Here is a 14,998-nt window from a genome sequence, read left to right on the forward strand (position 1 = left end):
GGGGGGGGGGGGGGGGTTTTTTGTTTGGGGGGAGGGGGGGGGGGAAACATCGCGCGAGGACGGGGGGAGAGACAGGGGGGGGGCTGTTCCCTTTCCCCCCCGGCCCCCCCCCCCCCCCGCTCCCGTGCGTGCACCGCCCGGCTCATCCGGCGTCCCAGCAGCACGTAACCGATCAGCGCGCCCGTGGTGTTGAGGATGACGTCGTCGATGTCGAAGGCGCGGCCGGTGATCAGCGCGCCCTGGGCGAACTCCACCAGCAGCATGACCAGAGCGGTCAGCATCAGCACCCGCAGCAGTCCGCGGGCGCGTGGGGCGACGACCGGGACGAGGATCCCGAACGGCACGCCCAGCAGGATGTTTCCGCCGATCTGCTTCACGGCGTCCCGCAGTGCCGGCTGATCCAGATATGCGTGCAGCGAGCGCCCCGGATGGAGATTGGTGTGGGCGAGCGCCGCCGAGGCGGGAGAGGGCTCCAGCGTCAGCCGGGCCAGCACCACGGCGAACGCGACCATGAACCCGAAGGCGCACACCATCGCGAGGAGCCGGATCGGGAGCGCCATGACGTGGTGCTCGCGCGGGGCCGGCCGCGGCCTGCTCCCGGTCTTCCCGGTCCTGCCGGCCTTGGTGGACTTCCCGGCGTCGGTTGATTTCCCGAACCAGCCGAGTCTGCCGGCCTTGCCGGAAGCCGCACCCTTCGCGCTCCTGCCGGCCTTGGCCGTCCGGCCGGCTTTCCCTGTTTTGCCGGCCTTCCCCGTCCTGCCATTCTTCGTGCTCTGGCTGGACTTGGCGGTCTTGTCGGACTTGGTCGTACGTAGGCGCAAAGGCGAACGTGGTCCCAAGGCTGCCCGGGCCATTTGTTCCTCCATTCTTCAACTTCCCCGCGATGCAACGCGGTTACCCGCTGGATGGCCGAGGATGCGGTCCTCCTGACACCTCTGGCCGGATGTCGCCGCGGTTTCCCCTCCCGCTGCGGGGGCACTCCGGGATCTGACCCGCGCGCCGCCGCCCACGGCACCCGCCGCGGTGTTTGGATGCCGCGAAGGACGTAAGGGACATCTCGCCCGGGCGGCGTGGTGGCCGGACCGAGGAGGTGGCGCATGACCCGGCGTACGGCACTCGCCGCCGCCGAGCTGCTCGCCTGGTGGGCCGCGCTCGTCGTGCTGTGGCTGGTCCTCATCAGCGGCGTCGACGCGCTCGAACTCGTGGTCGGCGCGAGTGCCGCCCTCGTGGGCGCGCTCGCCGCATGTGCCGCGCGACGGGCGGTGACCGGGAAGTGAACGGCTGGACGCTCGCCGCGACCGTCGGCCTCGCCGGGGGCCTGGGCGCGGCCCTGTGGGGCGTCGCCACCGGGCCCCTGCGGCGCCGCGTCGTGGCCCAGAACCTCTCCACCGCCCTCGCCTGCCCGGGCATGCTGCTCCTCGCCCAGGGCTACGGCCGCCCCGCCTACGTCGACGTCGGCCTCGTCCTCGCCCTGCTCGGCCCCGTCGGCACGCTCGTGTTCGCCCGGCTGCTCTCCGACGAGCTGGCCGAGGACCCGCCGCGCGCCTGGGGGCTGACGTGGACGGCCGCCGGGCTGGGCGCGGTGGCCGTGATCGCGCTGTGCGCGGCGACCGGCCCGGGCCGCGCCATGGTCAAGCTCCTGGTCGTCGGCGCCCTGCTGGTCGGCGGGAACGTCATGGCCTCGCGCGCCCTGTCCGGCGGATTCCGGGGGGTCCGCCGTGGCTGACGCGCTGATCGTCGTCACGCTCCTGCTGGTCGCCGCGTCCGCGACCGTCGCGGTCGTGACCCGCGACCCCATGCGCCAGGCCCTCGTGCTCTCCGTGCTCGGCGTCGTCCTCGCCGTGCTGTTCACCGTGCTCCAGGCGCCCGATGTCGCCCTGTCCCAACTCGCCGTGGGCTCCGCCCTGACACCGCTGCTGGTGATGCTCAGCGTCCGCAAGATCAGGCGGCGCGGCCGGTCCGGGGAGCGCGAGCGGTGAGCCGCCGCGTCCGGCTGTGGCTCGTTCTGGCCGGCGGCGCCGGTCTCGCCGCCGTCCTCGTCGCCGCCTGCCTGGAGCTGCCGGCCTTCGGCGGCGACCGGCACCCCTACGGCGACCGGGCCGTCCACGCCTCCCTCGCCCGCCGCACCGCCAACACCATCTCGTCCGTCAACTTCGACCAGCGCGCCTTCGACACCCTCGGCGAGATGACCATCCTCTTCGGGGCCGTCCTCGGCTGCGTGATGCTGCTGCGCCAGACCCGCGACGAACAGCGCGCCGCGCCCGAACCCGCCGACGTCGCCCGGCCCGTACGCCGCTACGCCCTCGTCGTCCTGCCCGTCGCCCTCGTCACCGGCATCTACGTCATCGCCCACGGGCAGCTCAGCCCGGGCGGCGGCTTCCAGGGCGGCGTCGTCGCCGCGACCGCCCTGCACCTGCTCTACCTGGGCGCCGACTACACGGCCCTGGAACGCGTCAGGCCGGTCGGCGCCTACGAGGTCGGCGATGCCCTCGCCGCCTCCGCCTACGTCGTGACCGGGCTCGCGGCGCTCATCGGCTCCGGCGCGTTCCTCGCCAACACCCTGCCGTACGGCACGTTCAACACGCTGTCGTCCGGCGGGACCGTCCCGCTGCTGAACGCGGCCATCGGCATGGAGGTCGCCTCCGCGGTCGTCGTGCTGCTCGCCCGCTTCCTGGACCAGGCCGTCGAGATCGTGAAGGAGAGCGGGGAGTGAGACCGCTGTGACCGCCGTGATGCACGTCCTGCCCTATCTGGTGGCGGCCTGGGTGTTCCTGGCCGGCTGCTACGGCCTGGCCACCAGCCGCAACCTCGTCCACGCCGTCGGCTGCCTGTCCGTGTGCCAGGCCGGCACGTACGTCCTGCTGCTGGGCGTCGGCTACCGCGACGGCGCCACCGCGCCGGTGTTCTCCGACATCAGGCCCGGCTCCCGGCCGGTCGTCGACCCGGTGGTGCAGGCGCTGACCCTCACCGACGTCGTCGTGGGCGCCACCGTCACCGCGCTGCTGCTGGCCCTCGTCATGCAGATCGCCAAACGGCACGGGACCGTCGACCCCGACGAACTCTCCGAGCTGCGCGGCTGATGAACGACCTGCTGCCGCTGCTCGTCGCGCTTCCCCTGCTCGGCGCCGCCCTCCTGATCGCCACCGGCCGCCGGCTCGCCCGCGTCGTCGCCGAGTCGACCGCGTGCGCCGTCTCCGCGGGCACGGCCGGGCTCGCCGTCGTGCTGCTGCTCAACTCCTCGCCGCCGATGACCGAATGGGTCGGTGGCCGGCAGCCCGTGAACGGCAAGAGCGTCGGCATCGTGCTGACCGGCGACGGGCCCGGTCTGGGCATGGCCACACTGGCCTCGCTGCTGACCCTCGCGGCGCTGGTGTACTCCTGGCACTACTTCGACCAACCGCCCCGCCGGCACGCGGGCTCCTTCCCGGCGCTGTTGCTCCTCTTCCAGGCCGGCATGTGCGGCTTCGCCCTCGCCGGCGACCTGTTCAACATGTTCGTCTGGTTCGAGCTGATGAGCGTCGTCGCCTACGCCCTGACCGGCACCCGCGTCGAGGAGGCCAAGGCCGTCCAGGGCGCACTGACCTTCGCGGTCGTCACCTCCCTGGGCGCCTACGCCATGCTGATGGGCATCGGCATGCTCTACGCCCGCACCGGCGAGCTGACGCTCACCCAGATCGGGCGCGGACTCGACGCCCACGGCGGACCCGACGCGCTCACCCTCGCCGCCTTCGTCCTCGTCGCCACTGGCCTGCTGGTCAAGGCCGCCGCCGTGCCCTTCCACTTCTGGCTCCCCGACGCGCACGCCGTGGCACCCACCCCGGTGTGCATGCTGCTGTCCGGCGTCATGGTCGAACTCGGCACGTACGGCGTGTGGCGTGTGTACGGGACGGTGTTCGCCGGGCCCGGCGGGGTGCCGGCCGCGGACTTCCAGCGCGTCCTGCTGGTGCTCGGCGTCGTGACCGCCGCGATCGGTGCCGTCCTGTGCTGGTACCAGCGGCACATCAAGCGGATGCTGGCCTGCTCGACGGTGGCCCACACCGGCCTGTTCCTCGTCGGCATCGGCGTCCTGAAACCAGAGGCGGACGACGGGATCGCGCTGTACCTCCTCGGGCACGCCGGCGTGAAGGCCGCTCTCTTCGCCTGCACGGGCATCCTCCTCGACCGCTACGGCAGCGTCGACGAGCAGGCCCTGCACGGCAGGGCGCGGGAGTTGCGGCCCGTCGCCGTCATGTACGTCCTCGGCGGGCTGGGCCTGGCCGGACTGCCGCCCTTCGGCACCGCGCTGGGCAAGGCCGTCACCGAGGAGGCCGTGGGCGGCCCGCTCGCCGTGCTGTTCGTCGCGGCGAGTGCCGTGACCGCCGGAGCCGTACTGCGCGTCGCCGCACGCGTCTTCTACGGCCTCGGCCCCGCACCGCGCGACGGCGGGTACGAGACGACCGGCTCGGGCGAGCAGCCCGAGACCGGCCGCCTCCTGCGCCACGTCCCCACCACCATGACCGCGGTCCCCGCCGTGCTGCTCGCCGCGGCGCTCACCGTCGGCCTGGTCCCCGGGTTCGCCGCCCTCGTGTCGCACGGCGTCAGCGAGGCGGGCTCCGGCGGCCTGGTGGTCACCGTCCCGCACTGGACCCTGCCGGGCGTCCTGCTGGGCCTCCTGTCGACCCTGCTCGCCCTGGCCCTGGCGGCAACGGCCGTCACCCGCCCGGGGCTCCTCGCCGCCCCGGACTGGTCGCTCCCGCTGCGCCGTCTGCAGTCGGGCCATGTGGGGGACTACGTGGCCTGGCTGCTCGTGGGCACGGCCCTGCTCGCGGTGCTGGCCCTGCCGGGGATCGCCGGCACCTGACCGCGGGCGTGCCACCCGGTCAGGTGCCGTAGGTGACGTGCACCTCCTTGAAGCCCAGGGAGTGCAGCAGGCCCTGCAGCATGGCGGTGGTGTTGGTCTCCGCGCGCTTGGTCAGGCCGCTCTCCTTGGCCGCGTCGCCGATGTGCTTCACCGCGACCTTCTGGACGGCCTGTTCGCTGTTGGGGTTGTCAGAGAACAGGTCGCCGAGGCGGTCCAGGAGACCACGCTGCTTGGAGACGGCGTAGGAGCGGTCGGGGTCGAGCGCCGGCTTGCCGAGCGCCGCGTGCGGCAGCCGGAGCGTGGCGGACGTACGGTCGCCGTTGACCGTCACGTCGCCCTTGCCGACCTTGCCCAGGTCGACATAGGCGTCCACGGCACCCGCCCCGATGTACAGTGTGCGGGAGCCGCGGATCGCGTCGGGCAGGTACTTCGTGTCCTTCTCCAGGTCCACGACGACCTGGAAGTTGCCGGAGGCGGCGTCGTACCGGCTCATGTCCTGGATGGACTGCAGAAGTGCCGGTCCCGAGCGGTCGTGCGTCTGTGTGCCGAACAGGTCCTTGAGGCCAGGGAGCAGGCTCAGCCGGATCCCGGCGAAGAACACCACGAGCACCAGCACGACGGCGGTCACCGCCTTCGCCCAGCCGGGCATGCGCCTGGACACGCGCCTGATGGGAGTCGTCATGCGACGGCCCTCCTTCCTACAGTTCCGGATGCCCCTCAAAACCGGCGTCAGACCGGGCCGTTGGCCGAATGGCACCCCTGACGGGGGCATACGGGGCGCACTAGCGTGGGAAATCTCCGTCCCGGCGTGCCTGGAGTCCCGGATGAGTTCTGACAGCACGGCCCGGCCCCTGTGCCCCATGCACCGCGTCGACCTTCCCGAGCCCGGACCGCCCCGGCGCGCTACCCTCGCCACCGGCACCCCGGTCTGGCTCGTGACCCGCTACGCGGATGTGCGCCAGGTGCTCATGGACGCCCGGTTCGACAGAAGTTCGCTCCACGCCGACGACGCCCCGCCCCTGCTCGTCGTACCGAACCTGCTGGACGACCCGGACGCGATGGTCAACCTCGACGGCGCACCGCACCAGCGGCTGCGCGGCACCGTGCAGCGCGCGTTCACGCCCCGCGCGATCGCCCGCTGGCGGCCCTGGGTCGCCTCGGTCGTCGAATCGCTCCTCGACGAGTTCGCCGCGAAGGAGCGTCCCGCCGACATCATCGAGGGGTTCACGCGCCCGCTCCCGGTGTCCGTGATCTGCCGGCTCATGGGCCTGGACGGTCTGGACCGCGAACGCATCCGCCACTGGGCCGACCACGCGCTCTCCGGCGGTGGCCACACGCGCGAGGAAGTCGCCGCGGCCATGCGGGAGTTCGGGGCGTTCGGCGCCGGCCTGGTCGCCGAGCGGCGCAGGTCTCCCGGCGACGACCTGGTCAGCAGTCTGGTGGCGGCGGGCGACGGCCTCGGCATCGAGGAGCGGCAGCTGGTACGCCTGGTCTGCGGGCTGGTGGTGGCCGGGCACGAGACGACGATGACCGCGCTCGGCAATCTCGTCGTCTACCTGCTCACCGACGCCCGGGACTCCTGGCCCGGCCTCGCCGCGGACGAGGAGACGGCGGCCGGTGCCGCCGAACAGCTGCTGCGGGCCGTCCCGCTGAGCGAGGGAGGCGTGCTGCCCGGCCTGATCCGGCGCGCCGTCGAGGACACCGAGGTCGGCGGCGTGACGATCCCCGCGGGTGCCGTCGTCGCCGTGCAGACCAACTCCGCCAGCCGCGACCCCGACGTCTTCCCGCCGGGGCCGCCGGACCCCTTCACCCCGCTGACCTCACCCACCGTGATCTTCGGCGCCGGACCCCACCACTGCCTCGGCGCCTGGCTCGCCCGTCTGGAGCTGGGCCTCGCCCTGCACCGCCTGTCCGCGCGTTTCCCCGGCCTGCGCGCGGAGTTCACGCCCGACACGATCGAGTGGCGGGAGGGCGGGATGACCCGCAGCCCCCGCAGACTGCCGGTCTCGTGGTGACCCACGGCGACCGGCTAACCGGCAGCGCGCCATCCGCAGAGCCGGGGCGATCCTCCTCAGTGGGACCGCAGTTCACGATCGCCCGAGGGCCGTGACCACCACACCCCCTCGCCGTGCGTGAGCCCGGGCAGCCGCAGCTCCACCTCACGCACCCGCCGGGCGGGCAGCTCGCCGGTGATCACCCAGGCCGTCGAACCGCCGGCCGTCCCCGTGAACTCGGCGCCGCACGAGGCGAGTTGGGCGGTCACCGGCGCCAGCGCGTCCAGCGGCACCTCGGTCTCGAACGCCTGGTACGGCTCGTACAGCCGCGTCCCGGCCCGCTCCAGCGCACTGCGCAGCACGACCGGGGTGAGCCCCCGGAAGTCGGCGGCCGTGCTGAGGGGCGCGCAGTAGCCGGAGCGGATCAGCGTGACCCGGTAGTCGGTCACGGACGCGCCGGTGAGCCCGGTCGCCATGGTCGCGTGCACCGTGTCCTCGATCGCCTGGTGGAAGGCGCGGGGGAGGGCGCCGAGTTCCGTCTCGTAGGCGAACACCCCGCCCGAGCCGCGGGGGCCCGGCTCGACCCGCAGCCCGATCGTCGCCCACAGCCGGGTGCCGAGAAGCCACGGCAAATCCTCCTCGGCCTCGCCGACGCCGCGCGGGCGCTCCAGGAACCGCACACGGCCCGGCTCGAAGTCGGCCTCGACGCCGAAGTCCTGCACGAGCGTGGCCGCGAGCACCTCCATCTGCACCTCGCCGTAGAGCAGGAGCGCCGTGCCGCCGCCGGCCGCGGGGCGGGCATGGATCAGCGGGTCCTGGTCGGCGAGGGTGAGCAGGGCGGTGCGCAGGCGGGCCGACTGCTCGGGGCGCCGGGCCCGCACCAGCGTCTCCAGGGTCGGCGGCGCGAACCGCGGGGCCCGCTCGGTGAGCGGTCCCAGCCGGTCGCCCACGCGCACACCGCGCAGGCCGGTGAGCGCCGCGATGTTCCCCGCCGTCAGTGACGGACCGCCGCCGCCGAGTACGTCGAGACCGGTCACTCGGCCGGTCACCTCCGTCGTACGCCCGTCGGCCTCGCGCCGTAGCAGCGTGAGCCGCTGACGGGGCGTCACCTCACCGTCGTAGAGCCGGAGATACGCGGTCCGCTCGCCGGCCGGTCCGGGACGTACGGCGAAGACCGTGCCGCGCGGGCCCGCGCCCGTGTTCGCGGGTGCCGGCGGGATCAGCGCGGTCAGGGCCTCGACGAGTTCGGCGACGCCCTGGCCGCCGAGCGCGGAGCCGAACAGGACCGGGTGGAACGAGCCGTCGGCGGTGCGCGCGGCGAGCGCCCTGCGCAACTCCTCCGGGGTGGGCCCGGGGCCGTCCACGACCGCCGCGAGGATGCCCGGGTCGACCTCGGCGAGCGCCTCGGCCAGCAGCGGATCCCCGGGCGGGCGGACCGTCACACGGGCGCCGGCGGTCCCGAGCGCCGTCACGTCCGTCAGCGGCGCGACGTGCGGGGTCAGCAGGCGCCGGATGTCGGCCAGCAGCTCCGCGGACCGGGCGCCCGTACGGTCGATCTTGTTGACGTGGACGAGCGTGGGCAGCCGCATCCGGCGCAACGTCCTCATCAGGACCCTCGTCTGCGCCTGCACGCCCTCCACGGCGGACAGCAGCAGCACCGCGCCGTCCAGCACCTCCAGGGCGCGCTCCACCTCGGCGATGAAGTCCGAGTGGCCGGGGGTGTCGATGAGATTGATCCGGGTGCCGCCGACGGAGAATCCGGCGACCGCGGAGCGGATGGTGATGCCGCGCCGCCGCTCGATCTCCCCGTCGTCCGTACGGGTGTCACCGGCGTCGACACTGCCGAGCCGGTCGATCGCTCCGTGGTCGAACAGCAGCCGCTCGGTCAGGCTGGTCTTACCCGCGTCGACATGGGCGAGAATTCCGATGTTCAGGGTGGTCATGCGAAGTCGAGTCCTCGAGAACCGTGGGCCGGTGGGGGCGCTGGTGGATTCCGAGGAGTCGGCGCATGGGATCTCCCGAGGTGAGCGAAGACGTACGGCCACATGATGGCGTGCGGCCCGCGGCGGAGCGCAACCGGATTTCCGAGGTCAGTAGCATGAGACCCCCGACATGATCATGCGAGGAGCGGATCGTGCGTGACATCTCCGTGTTCAGCGGCAGTGCCCACCCCGAGCTCGCCGCGGAGGTCTGCGCACATCTCGGCGTGCCGCTCAGCCCCACCCGGGTGAGCCGTTTCGCCAACGACTGCCTGGAGGTGCAGCTCCAGGCCAACTGCCGCGAGCGCGACGTCTTCCTGATCCAGCCGCTGGTCCGGCCGGTCCAGGAGAACCTCGTGGAGCTGCTGCTGATGTGCGACGCGGCCCGGGGCGCCTCGGCGGCCCGGATCACCGTCGTCATGCCGCACTACTCCTACGCCCGCTCCGACAAGAAGGACGCGCCCCGCATCTCGCTGGGCGGCCGGCTGGTCGCGGACCTGATGGTGGCGGCGGGTGCCGGCCGGATGCTGGTCATGACCCTGCACTCGCCCCAGGTGCACGGCTTCTTCTCGGTGCCCGTGGACCATCTGCACGCCCGGCGCGAACTGGCCCAGCACTTCCGGCAGTACGACCTCTCCCGCACCACCGTCGTCTCGCCGGACCTCGGCAACGCCAAGGAGGCGGCCGCCTTCGCGCGGATGATCGGCGCCCAGGTGGCCGCCGGCGCCAAGCAGCGCTTCGCCGACGACCGGGTCTCCATCAGCTCGGTGATCGGCGAGGTCGCCGGCCGGGATGTCATCGTCCTGGACGACGAGATCGCCAAGGGCAGCACGGTCCTCGAACTGCTGCAGCGGCTGAGGGAGTTGGGGCCGCGGTCGATCCGGGTCGCCTGCACGCACGGTCTGTTCGCGGCGGGGGCGCTCAAGCGGATCGGCGAGCAGCCCGACGTCCTGGAGATCGTGTGCACCAACACCGTGCCGGTGCCCGAGGAGGAGCGCACCGAGAAGCTGCGGATCCTGTCCATCGGCCCCGCCCTGGCCGAGGCGGTCCGCCGCATTCACAACGGCGAGTCCGTCAGTGCCCTGTTCGACGCGCCGCGAAGCGAATAGACATGAGTAAGGAGCAGGGCTCGGCGTCCCGGTGACGCCTCACCCACGTGACCAGGAGGGCTTGCAGTGGCGAAGGCGAAGTTCGAGCGGACCAAGCCGCACGTGAACATCGGCACCATCGGTCACATCGACCACGGCAAGACGACGCTCACGGCGGCCATCACGAAGGTGCTGCACGACAGGTTTCCGGACCTGAACCCGTTCACACCGTTCGACCAGATCGACAAGGCGCCCGAGGAGCGGCAGCGCGGTATCACGATCTCGATCGCCCATGTCGAGTACCAGACCGAGCACCGGCACTACGCGCACGTCGACTGCCCCGGACACGCGGACTACATCAAGAACATGATCACGGGCGCGGCGCAGATGGACGGCGCGATCCTGGTGGTCGCGGCCACGGACGGGCCGATGCCGCAGACCAAGGAGCATGTGCTGCTGGCCCGGCAGGTGGGCGTGCCGTACATCGTCGTGGCCCTCAACAAGACCGACATGGTCGACGACGAGGAGATCCTGGAGCTCGTCGAGCTGGAGGTGCGCGAGCTGCTGACCGAGTACGAGTTCCCCGGCGACGAGGTCCCGGTCGTCAAGGTCTCCGCGCTGAAGGCCCTGGAGGGCGACGCGCAGTGGACGCAGTCGGTCCTGGACCTGATGGACGCGGTCGACTCGGCGATCCCCGAGCCGCAGCGCGACGTGGACAAGCCGTTCCTGATGCCGATCGAGGACGTCTTCACCATCACCGGCCGCGGGACCGTGGTCACCGGCCGGATCGAGCGCGGGGTGCTGCACGTCAACCACGAGGTCGAGATCATCGGCATCCACGAGCAGAAGACGAAGACGACCGTCACCGGCATCGAGATGTTCCGCAAGCTGCTCGACGAGGGCCGGGCCGGGGAGAACGTCGGACTGCTGCTGCGCGGCATCAAGCGCGAGGACGTCGAGCGCGGTCAGGTCGTCATCAAGCCCGGGACGGTCACTCCGCACACGGAGTTCGAGGGTCAGGCGTACATCCTGTCGAAGGACGAGGGCGGACGGCACACGCCGTTCTTCGAGAACTACCGGCCGCAGTTCTACTTCCGCACCACGGACGTGACCGGTGTGGTGACGCTGCCCAAGGGCACCGAGATGGTCATGCCGGGCGACAACACCAGCATGCACGTGCAGCTGATCCAGCCCATCGCCATGGAGGAGGGCCTGAAGTTCGCCATCCGCGAGGGCGGCCGTACGGTCGGCGCCGGACAGGTGACGAAGATCCTCAAGTAGCCGGAGATCCTCAACCGGCGCTGCGGGCAAGGGCGGTGAGCGTCATAACGACCCGGACGTGGCCTCGGGCTGGCCCAGGGCCGCGTCCAGGGTCGGGTGCGCCGGCAGCAGCCGGGCCAGACCCGTCACCCGCATGATGCGCAGGGTCAGCGGATGCGTGCACACGAGCCGCAGCTCGCCGTCCTGCTCCACGAGCCGGGCGCGCGCCCGGTAGACCAGCCGCAGCCCCGAGCAGTCGAAGAAGTCGACCTGGGTCAGGTCGATCACCAGACGGACGCCGGGATGCGCCGTCACCCGGTCCAGATAGGGGGCGATCTCCAGGGCCGCGGCGATGTCGATCTCGCCGCGGAGCTCGAGCACCGTGTGTCCCCGGTCCTGGTGGACCCGCAGATGCCGGGTGAGCGGCGCAGGTTCCTGGTGCACGACGACATCGCCTCCAACCTGCTCCGTCCGCTGCGGTGTTGCAGGTCACCGGGGGCCTGGGTGACATCGTGCAGCGAGCGTAACCAGCACGGGTGAGCCCCCGGGTCCCCAGCGAGTGCAAATTCGTTTTCCGCCCAGCAAGTTACCCTCGTTGGAGTGAATTTGAGCATGTTCGGTTGACATATGTCTGCGAATTGCGCTGAACCCTTACGACAGCGCGTGCCAGGACTTGGAGAGTGCCTGACGGAACTGCTCGGTCTGCCGTGCGGTGAGGTCCCGCACCATCCGCTCCTCGAGCCGGCGGACGGGGTCCGCGTGCCGCGCGAGGACCTGGCGCCCGGCGTCGGTGAGCAGGATCAGCAACTCGCGCCGGCTGTGCGGATTGCGCTCCCGGCGCACCAGCCCGCGGGCCTCCAGGGACCGTACGAGATCGGCGATGGACTGGGCGGTGACGAACGAGTCGCGGGCCAGCTGCGCGGCGGACAGCCCGTCGTGCCGCTCCAGGACCGTGAGCGCGGTGTACTGCAGCGCCGTGATCCCGGACGGTCTGACCAGCTCGTCCAGATGGGCCCGTACGACCAACTCCACCTGCTTGACCATGTAGAGCAGTGACGGGGACGCCTTGGCCGCCTGTGCTTCGAGCATGACTTCAGCCTAGAGCATTGACAGGAATCCTGTCTGTATCGAGACTGCGTGACAGAGTCCAGATCGGCAGGAATCCTGTTACTTGAAACCTTGGGTACTACGCTGAGGAGCGGCGATGACCACCTTCGAGACCCATCCGGGCCGGCTCTTCGTCGGAGGGCGGTGGCGCGAGGCCGCCGACGGGGCGCGCACCGAGGTGGTCGACCCGTCCCGGGGCGCGGTCGTCACCACCGTCGCCGAGGCGGGCCCCGCCGACGTGGACGCGGCGGTGCGCGCCGCCCGCACGGCCTTCGACGACGGCGCCTGGTCCGGCCTCGGCGGCCGTGGGCGCGGCCGCGTCCTGCGCCGCGTCGCCGAGCTGATCCGCGAGAGCGCCGACGAGCTCGCCCGCCTGGAGAGCCTGGACGTCGGCAAGCCCCTCTCGCTGTGCCACGCCGTCGACGTGACCAACGCGGCGAACGACTACGAGCACTTCGCGGCCCTCGCCCACTCCCTCGACGGCTCGGTCCGCGACACCCCCATGAACGCCCTCGCCTACACCAGGCGCGAACCGCTCGGCGTGGTCGCCGCGATCACCCCGTTCAACTTCCCGCTGATCCTCGCCGGTTCGAAGATCGGCCCCGCGCTCGCCGCCGGCAACACCGTGGTGCACAAGCCCGCCGACGAGACCCCGCTCAGCGCGCTTCGCATGGCCCGGCTCTTCCAGGAGGCGGGCGTGCCGGACGGGGTCGTCAACGTGGTCACCGGGACCGGTCCGGTGGCGGGCGAGGCGCTGCTGCGGCACGGCGGCGTCGACAAGATCGCCTTCACCGGCTCCACCGCGACCGGCCGCCATGTGGCGCGCGTGGCCGGCGAGGCACTCAAGCCCGTCACCATGGAACTCGGCGGCAACGCCGCCCACATCGTCTTCGAGGACGCCGACCTGGAGACGGCCGTCGCCGCGATCATCAAGGCCTTCGTCTTCAACACCGGCCAGTTCTGCATGGGCGGCCCGCGGCTGCTCGTCGCCCGCCCGGTCCACGACACGCTGCTCGGCATCCTCGCCGACGCCGTACCCGGTGTCCCGGTCGGCGATCCGCGGCGGCCGGAGACCGTCGTCGGACCGATGGCGGGGGAGCGCCACCTGAGGAAGGTCGAGGAGTACGTCGCCCTCGCCCGCAAGGAAGGCGGCCGCATCCTCTGCGGCGGCGAGCGGCTCGAGCTCGACGGCGGCTACTACTACCGGCCCACGGTCGTCGCCGGCCTGCCCAACGACTCATGTGTCGTCCAGGAGGAGATCTTCGGCCCCGTCCTCACGGTGCAGCCCTTCGACACCGAGGACGAGGCGGTCGCTCTCGCCAACTCCACGCCGTACGGCCTGGCGTCGGGCATCCAGACCCAGAACCTGGCCCGTGCCCACCGCGTCGCCGGCCGCCTCCAGGCGGGCATCGTGTGGATCAACGACTGGGCGCTGCTCGACCCCGCGGTGCCCTTCGGCGGTGTCAAGGACTCGGGTTTCGGCCGCGAGTACGGACCGGAGGCGCTCGACGCGTACACCAAGGTCAAGTCCGTCGTCGTCTCGCTCGGCTGAACGCGGCCGGGACCGCCGTAGCGACAAGGCCGCAGAAACAGGGCTGTGGAAACAAGGGAGTTCATGCGATGTCCCGCATCACCCGTGCCGCCGTCGTCGAGTCCGGTGGCGCGCCCTTCACCCTCGCCGACGTCGAGCTGGATACGCCCGGGCCGCACGAGGCCGTCGTCCGCATGGTGGCCGCCGGGCTGTGCCACACCGATCTCGGCGTCGCCGACGGCGGACTGCCCTTCCCGCTGCCCGGTGTGCTCGGGCACGAGGGCGCCGGCGTCGTCGAGGCCGTCGGCGAGGCGGTGACCGGCGTGGCCCCGGGCGACCATGTCGTGCTGTCCTTCACCTCCTGCGGCGGGTGCCGCAACTGCCGGGGCGGCCACCCCGCCTACTGCGCGACCTGGCTGCCGCTCAACCTCCTCGGCGGCCGCCGCGCCGACGGCACCAGCACCCTCCACCGGGACGGCGCGCCGCTCGGCGGCCACTTCTTCGGCCAGTCCTCCTTCGCCGAACGGGCGTTGGCGGACGAGCGCAGCCTCGTCAAGGTCGACGCGGACGTGCCGCCGGAGACGCTCGCGCCGCTCGGCTGCGGTGTGCAGACCGGAGTGGGCGCCGTCTGCAACGTGCTGAAGCCGGAGACCGGCAGCACCGTCGTCGTGCTCGGCGCCGGCGCCGTCGGTCTGTCCGCCGTGATGGCCGCCGCCCTGACTCCGGCGACGCGCGTCGTCGCCGTCGACAGGGTGGGTGAACGCCTCTCCCTTGCACGGGAGTTGGGGGCCACCCACACCGTCAACAGCGCGGACCGCGAGCTCGGTGAGGCCCTTGCGGAGATCACCGGTGGACAGGGCGCCGACGGCGTCGTGGAGACGACCGGCAGCGCCGCCGTGCTGCGCCTGGGCGTGGACGCTCTCGCCGCGCGGGGCACCGCGGTGGTGGTCGGCGCCCCGCCGTTCGGCACCGAAGTCGCCCTGGACGTCAACGGGTTGCTGGGCGGCAAGCGCATCACCGGCCTCACCCTCGGGGACGCCGAGACGCAGACCTTCATCCCGGCCCTGGTCCGCCTGGTGAAGGAGGGGCGGCTGCCGCTGCACGGCCTGATCAGCACCTATCCGTTCGCGGAGATCGACCAGGCGGTGCGGGACATGCGCGCGGGCAAGGCGATCAAGCCCGTGCTCATGTTCTGAACG

The 14,998-nt window shown here is 72.1% G+C and carries 16 protein-coding genes; 11 read left to right on the plus strand and 5 right to left on the minus strand.

Going from position 1 to position 14,998, the window contains the following annotated elements:
• Positions 1-560 (minus strand): VanZ family protein (locus tag ACFU97_RS41915; protein ID WP_384267410.1); only part of this gene is annotated, 560 nt, incomplete at its 3' end.
• Between the two features lie 537 nt (positions 561-1,097).
• Between ACFU97_RS41915 and ACFU97_RS41920 the strand changes: the two genes are divergently transcribed.
• Genes ACFU97_RS41920 through ACFU97_RS41945 form a run of 6 tightly spaced genes read left to right on the plus strand, consistent with a single transcriptional unit; the run spans position 1,098 to position 4,840 of the window.
• The gene (locus ACFU97_RS41920; protein WP_384267412.1) at positions 1,098-1,277 is read left to right on the plus strand and encodes a hypothetical protein; all 180 of its coding nucleotides are present in this window, start codon (positions 1,098-1,100) and stop codon (positions 1,275-1,277) included.
• Entirely contained in the window at positions 1,274-1,726 is a 453-nt protein-coding gene (locus ACFU97_RS41925) for an MrpF/PhaF family protein (RefSeq protein ID WP_384267415.1), read from the plus strand. The genes ACFU97_RS41920 and ACFU97_RS41925 overlap by 4 nt, the downstream gene beginning before the upstream one ends.
• The gene (locus tag ACFU97_RS41930) at positions 1,719-1,979 is read left to right on the plus strand and encodes a hydrogenase subunit MbhD domain-containing protein (protein WP_384267418.1); all 261 of its coding nucleotides are present in this window, start codon (positions 1,719-1,721) and stop codon (positions 1,977-1,979) included. Before ACFU97_RS41925 ends, ACFU97_RS41930 begins: the two co-directional genes overlap by 8 nt.
• The gene (locus ACFU97_RS41935; RefSeq protein ID WP_384267421.1) at positions 1,976-2,713 is read left to right on the plus strand and encodes an MnhB domain-containing protein; all 738 of its coding nucleotides are present in this window, start codon (positions 1,976-1,978) and stop codon (positions 2,711-2,713) included. Before ACFU97_RS41930 ends, ACFU97_RS41935 begins: the two co-directional genes overlap by 4 nt.
• Before the next feature lie 19 nt (positions 2,714-2,732).
• Entirely contained in the window at positions 2,733-3,080 is a 348-nt protein-coding gene (locus ACFU97_RS41940) for a sodium:proton antiporter (protein WP_384267535.1), read from the plus strand.
• On the plus strand, positions 3,080-4,840 hold the full coding sequence (locus tag ACFU97_RS41945; RefSeq protein WP_384267424.1) for a complex I subunit 5 family protein: 1,761 nt from the start codon (positions 3,080-3,082) through the stop codon (positions 4,838-4,840). The genes ACFU97_RS41940 and ACFU97_RS41945 overlap by 1 nt, the downstream gene beginning before the upstream one ends.
• Before the next feature lie 19 nt (positions 4,841-4,859).
• Here ACFU97_RS41945 and ACFU97_RS41950 read toward each other — a convergent pair whose 3' ends face one another.
• Positions 4,860-5,522 carry a DUF4230 domain-containing protein gene (locus tag ACFU97_RS41950; RefSeq protein ID WP_384267427.1) on the minus strand — a complete coding sequence of 221 codons (663 nt, stop codon included), beginning with the start codon at positions 5,520-5,522 and terminating at the stop codon, positions 4,860-4,862.
• A 142-nt stretch (positions 5,523-5,664) separates the two neighbouring features.
• Here ACFU97_RS41950 and ACFU97_RS41955 point away from each other — a divergent pair, with 142 nt between their 5' ends.
• Positions 5,665-6,855, plus strand: a complete 1,191-nt coding sequence (locus tag ACFU97_RS41955; protein ID WP_384267429.1) for a cytochrome P450 — start codon at positions 5,665-5,667, stop codon at positions 6,853-6,855.
• Positions 6,856-6,911: 56 nt separating this feature from the next.
• Here ACFU97_RS41955 and otr(A) read toward each other — a convergent pair whose 3' ends face one another.
• Positions 6,912-8,777, minus strand: a complete 1,866-nt coding sequence (gene otr(A) / locus ACFU97_RS41960) for a tetracycline resistance ribosomal protection protein Otr(A) (protein WP_384267432.1) — start codon at positions 8,775-8,777, stop codon at positions 6,912-6,914.
• Positions 8,778-8,968: 191 nt separating this feature from the next.
• On the opposite strand from otr(A), the gene ACFU97_RS41965 reads away from it, so the two are divergent.
• Positions 8,969-9,922, plus strand: a complete 954-nt coding sequence (locus ACFU97_RS41965; protein ID WP_384267435.1) for a ribose-phosphate diphosphokinase — start codon at positions 8,969-8,971, stop codon at positions 9,920-9,922.
• Between the two features lie 66 nt (positions 9,923-9,988).
• A complete protein-coding gene (tuf, locus tag ACFU97_RS41970; protein WP_384267438.1) occupies positions 9,989-11,182 on the plus strand; it encodes an elongation factor Tu in 1,194 nt (397 codons plus the stop codon).
• 42 nt (positions 11,183-11,224) lie between these two features.
• On the opposite strand, the gene ACFU97_RS41975 is transcribed toward tuf, so the two are convergent.
• Together ACFU97_RS41975 and ACFU97_RS41980 are read right to left on the minus strand one after the other, a co-directional pair.
• On the minus strand, positions 11,225-11,605 hold the full coding sequence (locus tag ACFU97_RS41975; protein ID WP_384267441.1) for an anti-sigma factor antagonist: 381 nt from the start codon (positions 11,603-11,605) through the stop codon (positions 11,225-11,227).
• Positions 11,606-11,812: 207 nt separating this feature from the next.
• Positions 11,813-12,250, minus strand: a complete 438-nt coding sequence (locus ACFU97_RS41980) for a MarR family winged helix-turn-helix transcriptional regulator (RefSeq protein WP_384267444.1) — start codon at positions 12,248-12,250, stop codon at positions 11,813-11,815.
• Between the two features lie 115 nt (positions 12,251-12,365).
• On the opposite strand from ACFU97_RS41980, the gene ACFU97_RS41985 reads away from it, so the two are divergent.
• Positions 12,366-13,820, plus strand: coding sequence for an aldehyde dehydrogenase family protein (locus tag ACFU97_RS41985; protein ID WP_384267448.1), 1,455 nt, complete (start codon positions 12,366-12,368; stop codon positions 13,818-13,820).
• A gap of 68 nt (positions 13,821-13,888) precedes the next feature.
• Positions 13,889-14,995 (plus strand): NAD(P)-dependent alcohol dehydrogenase, encoded by a 1,107-nt coding sequence (locus ACFU97_RS41990; protein ID WP_384267451.1) that lies wholly within the window; start codon positions 13,889-13,891, stop codon positions 14,993-14,995.
• Positions 14,996-14,998: the final 3 nt, after the last annotated feature.

This window comes from Streptomyces sp. NPDC057616, from assembly GCF_042800575.1.
GTDB lineage: Bacteria > Actinomycetota > Actinomycetes > Streptomycetales > Streptomycetaceae > Streptomyces.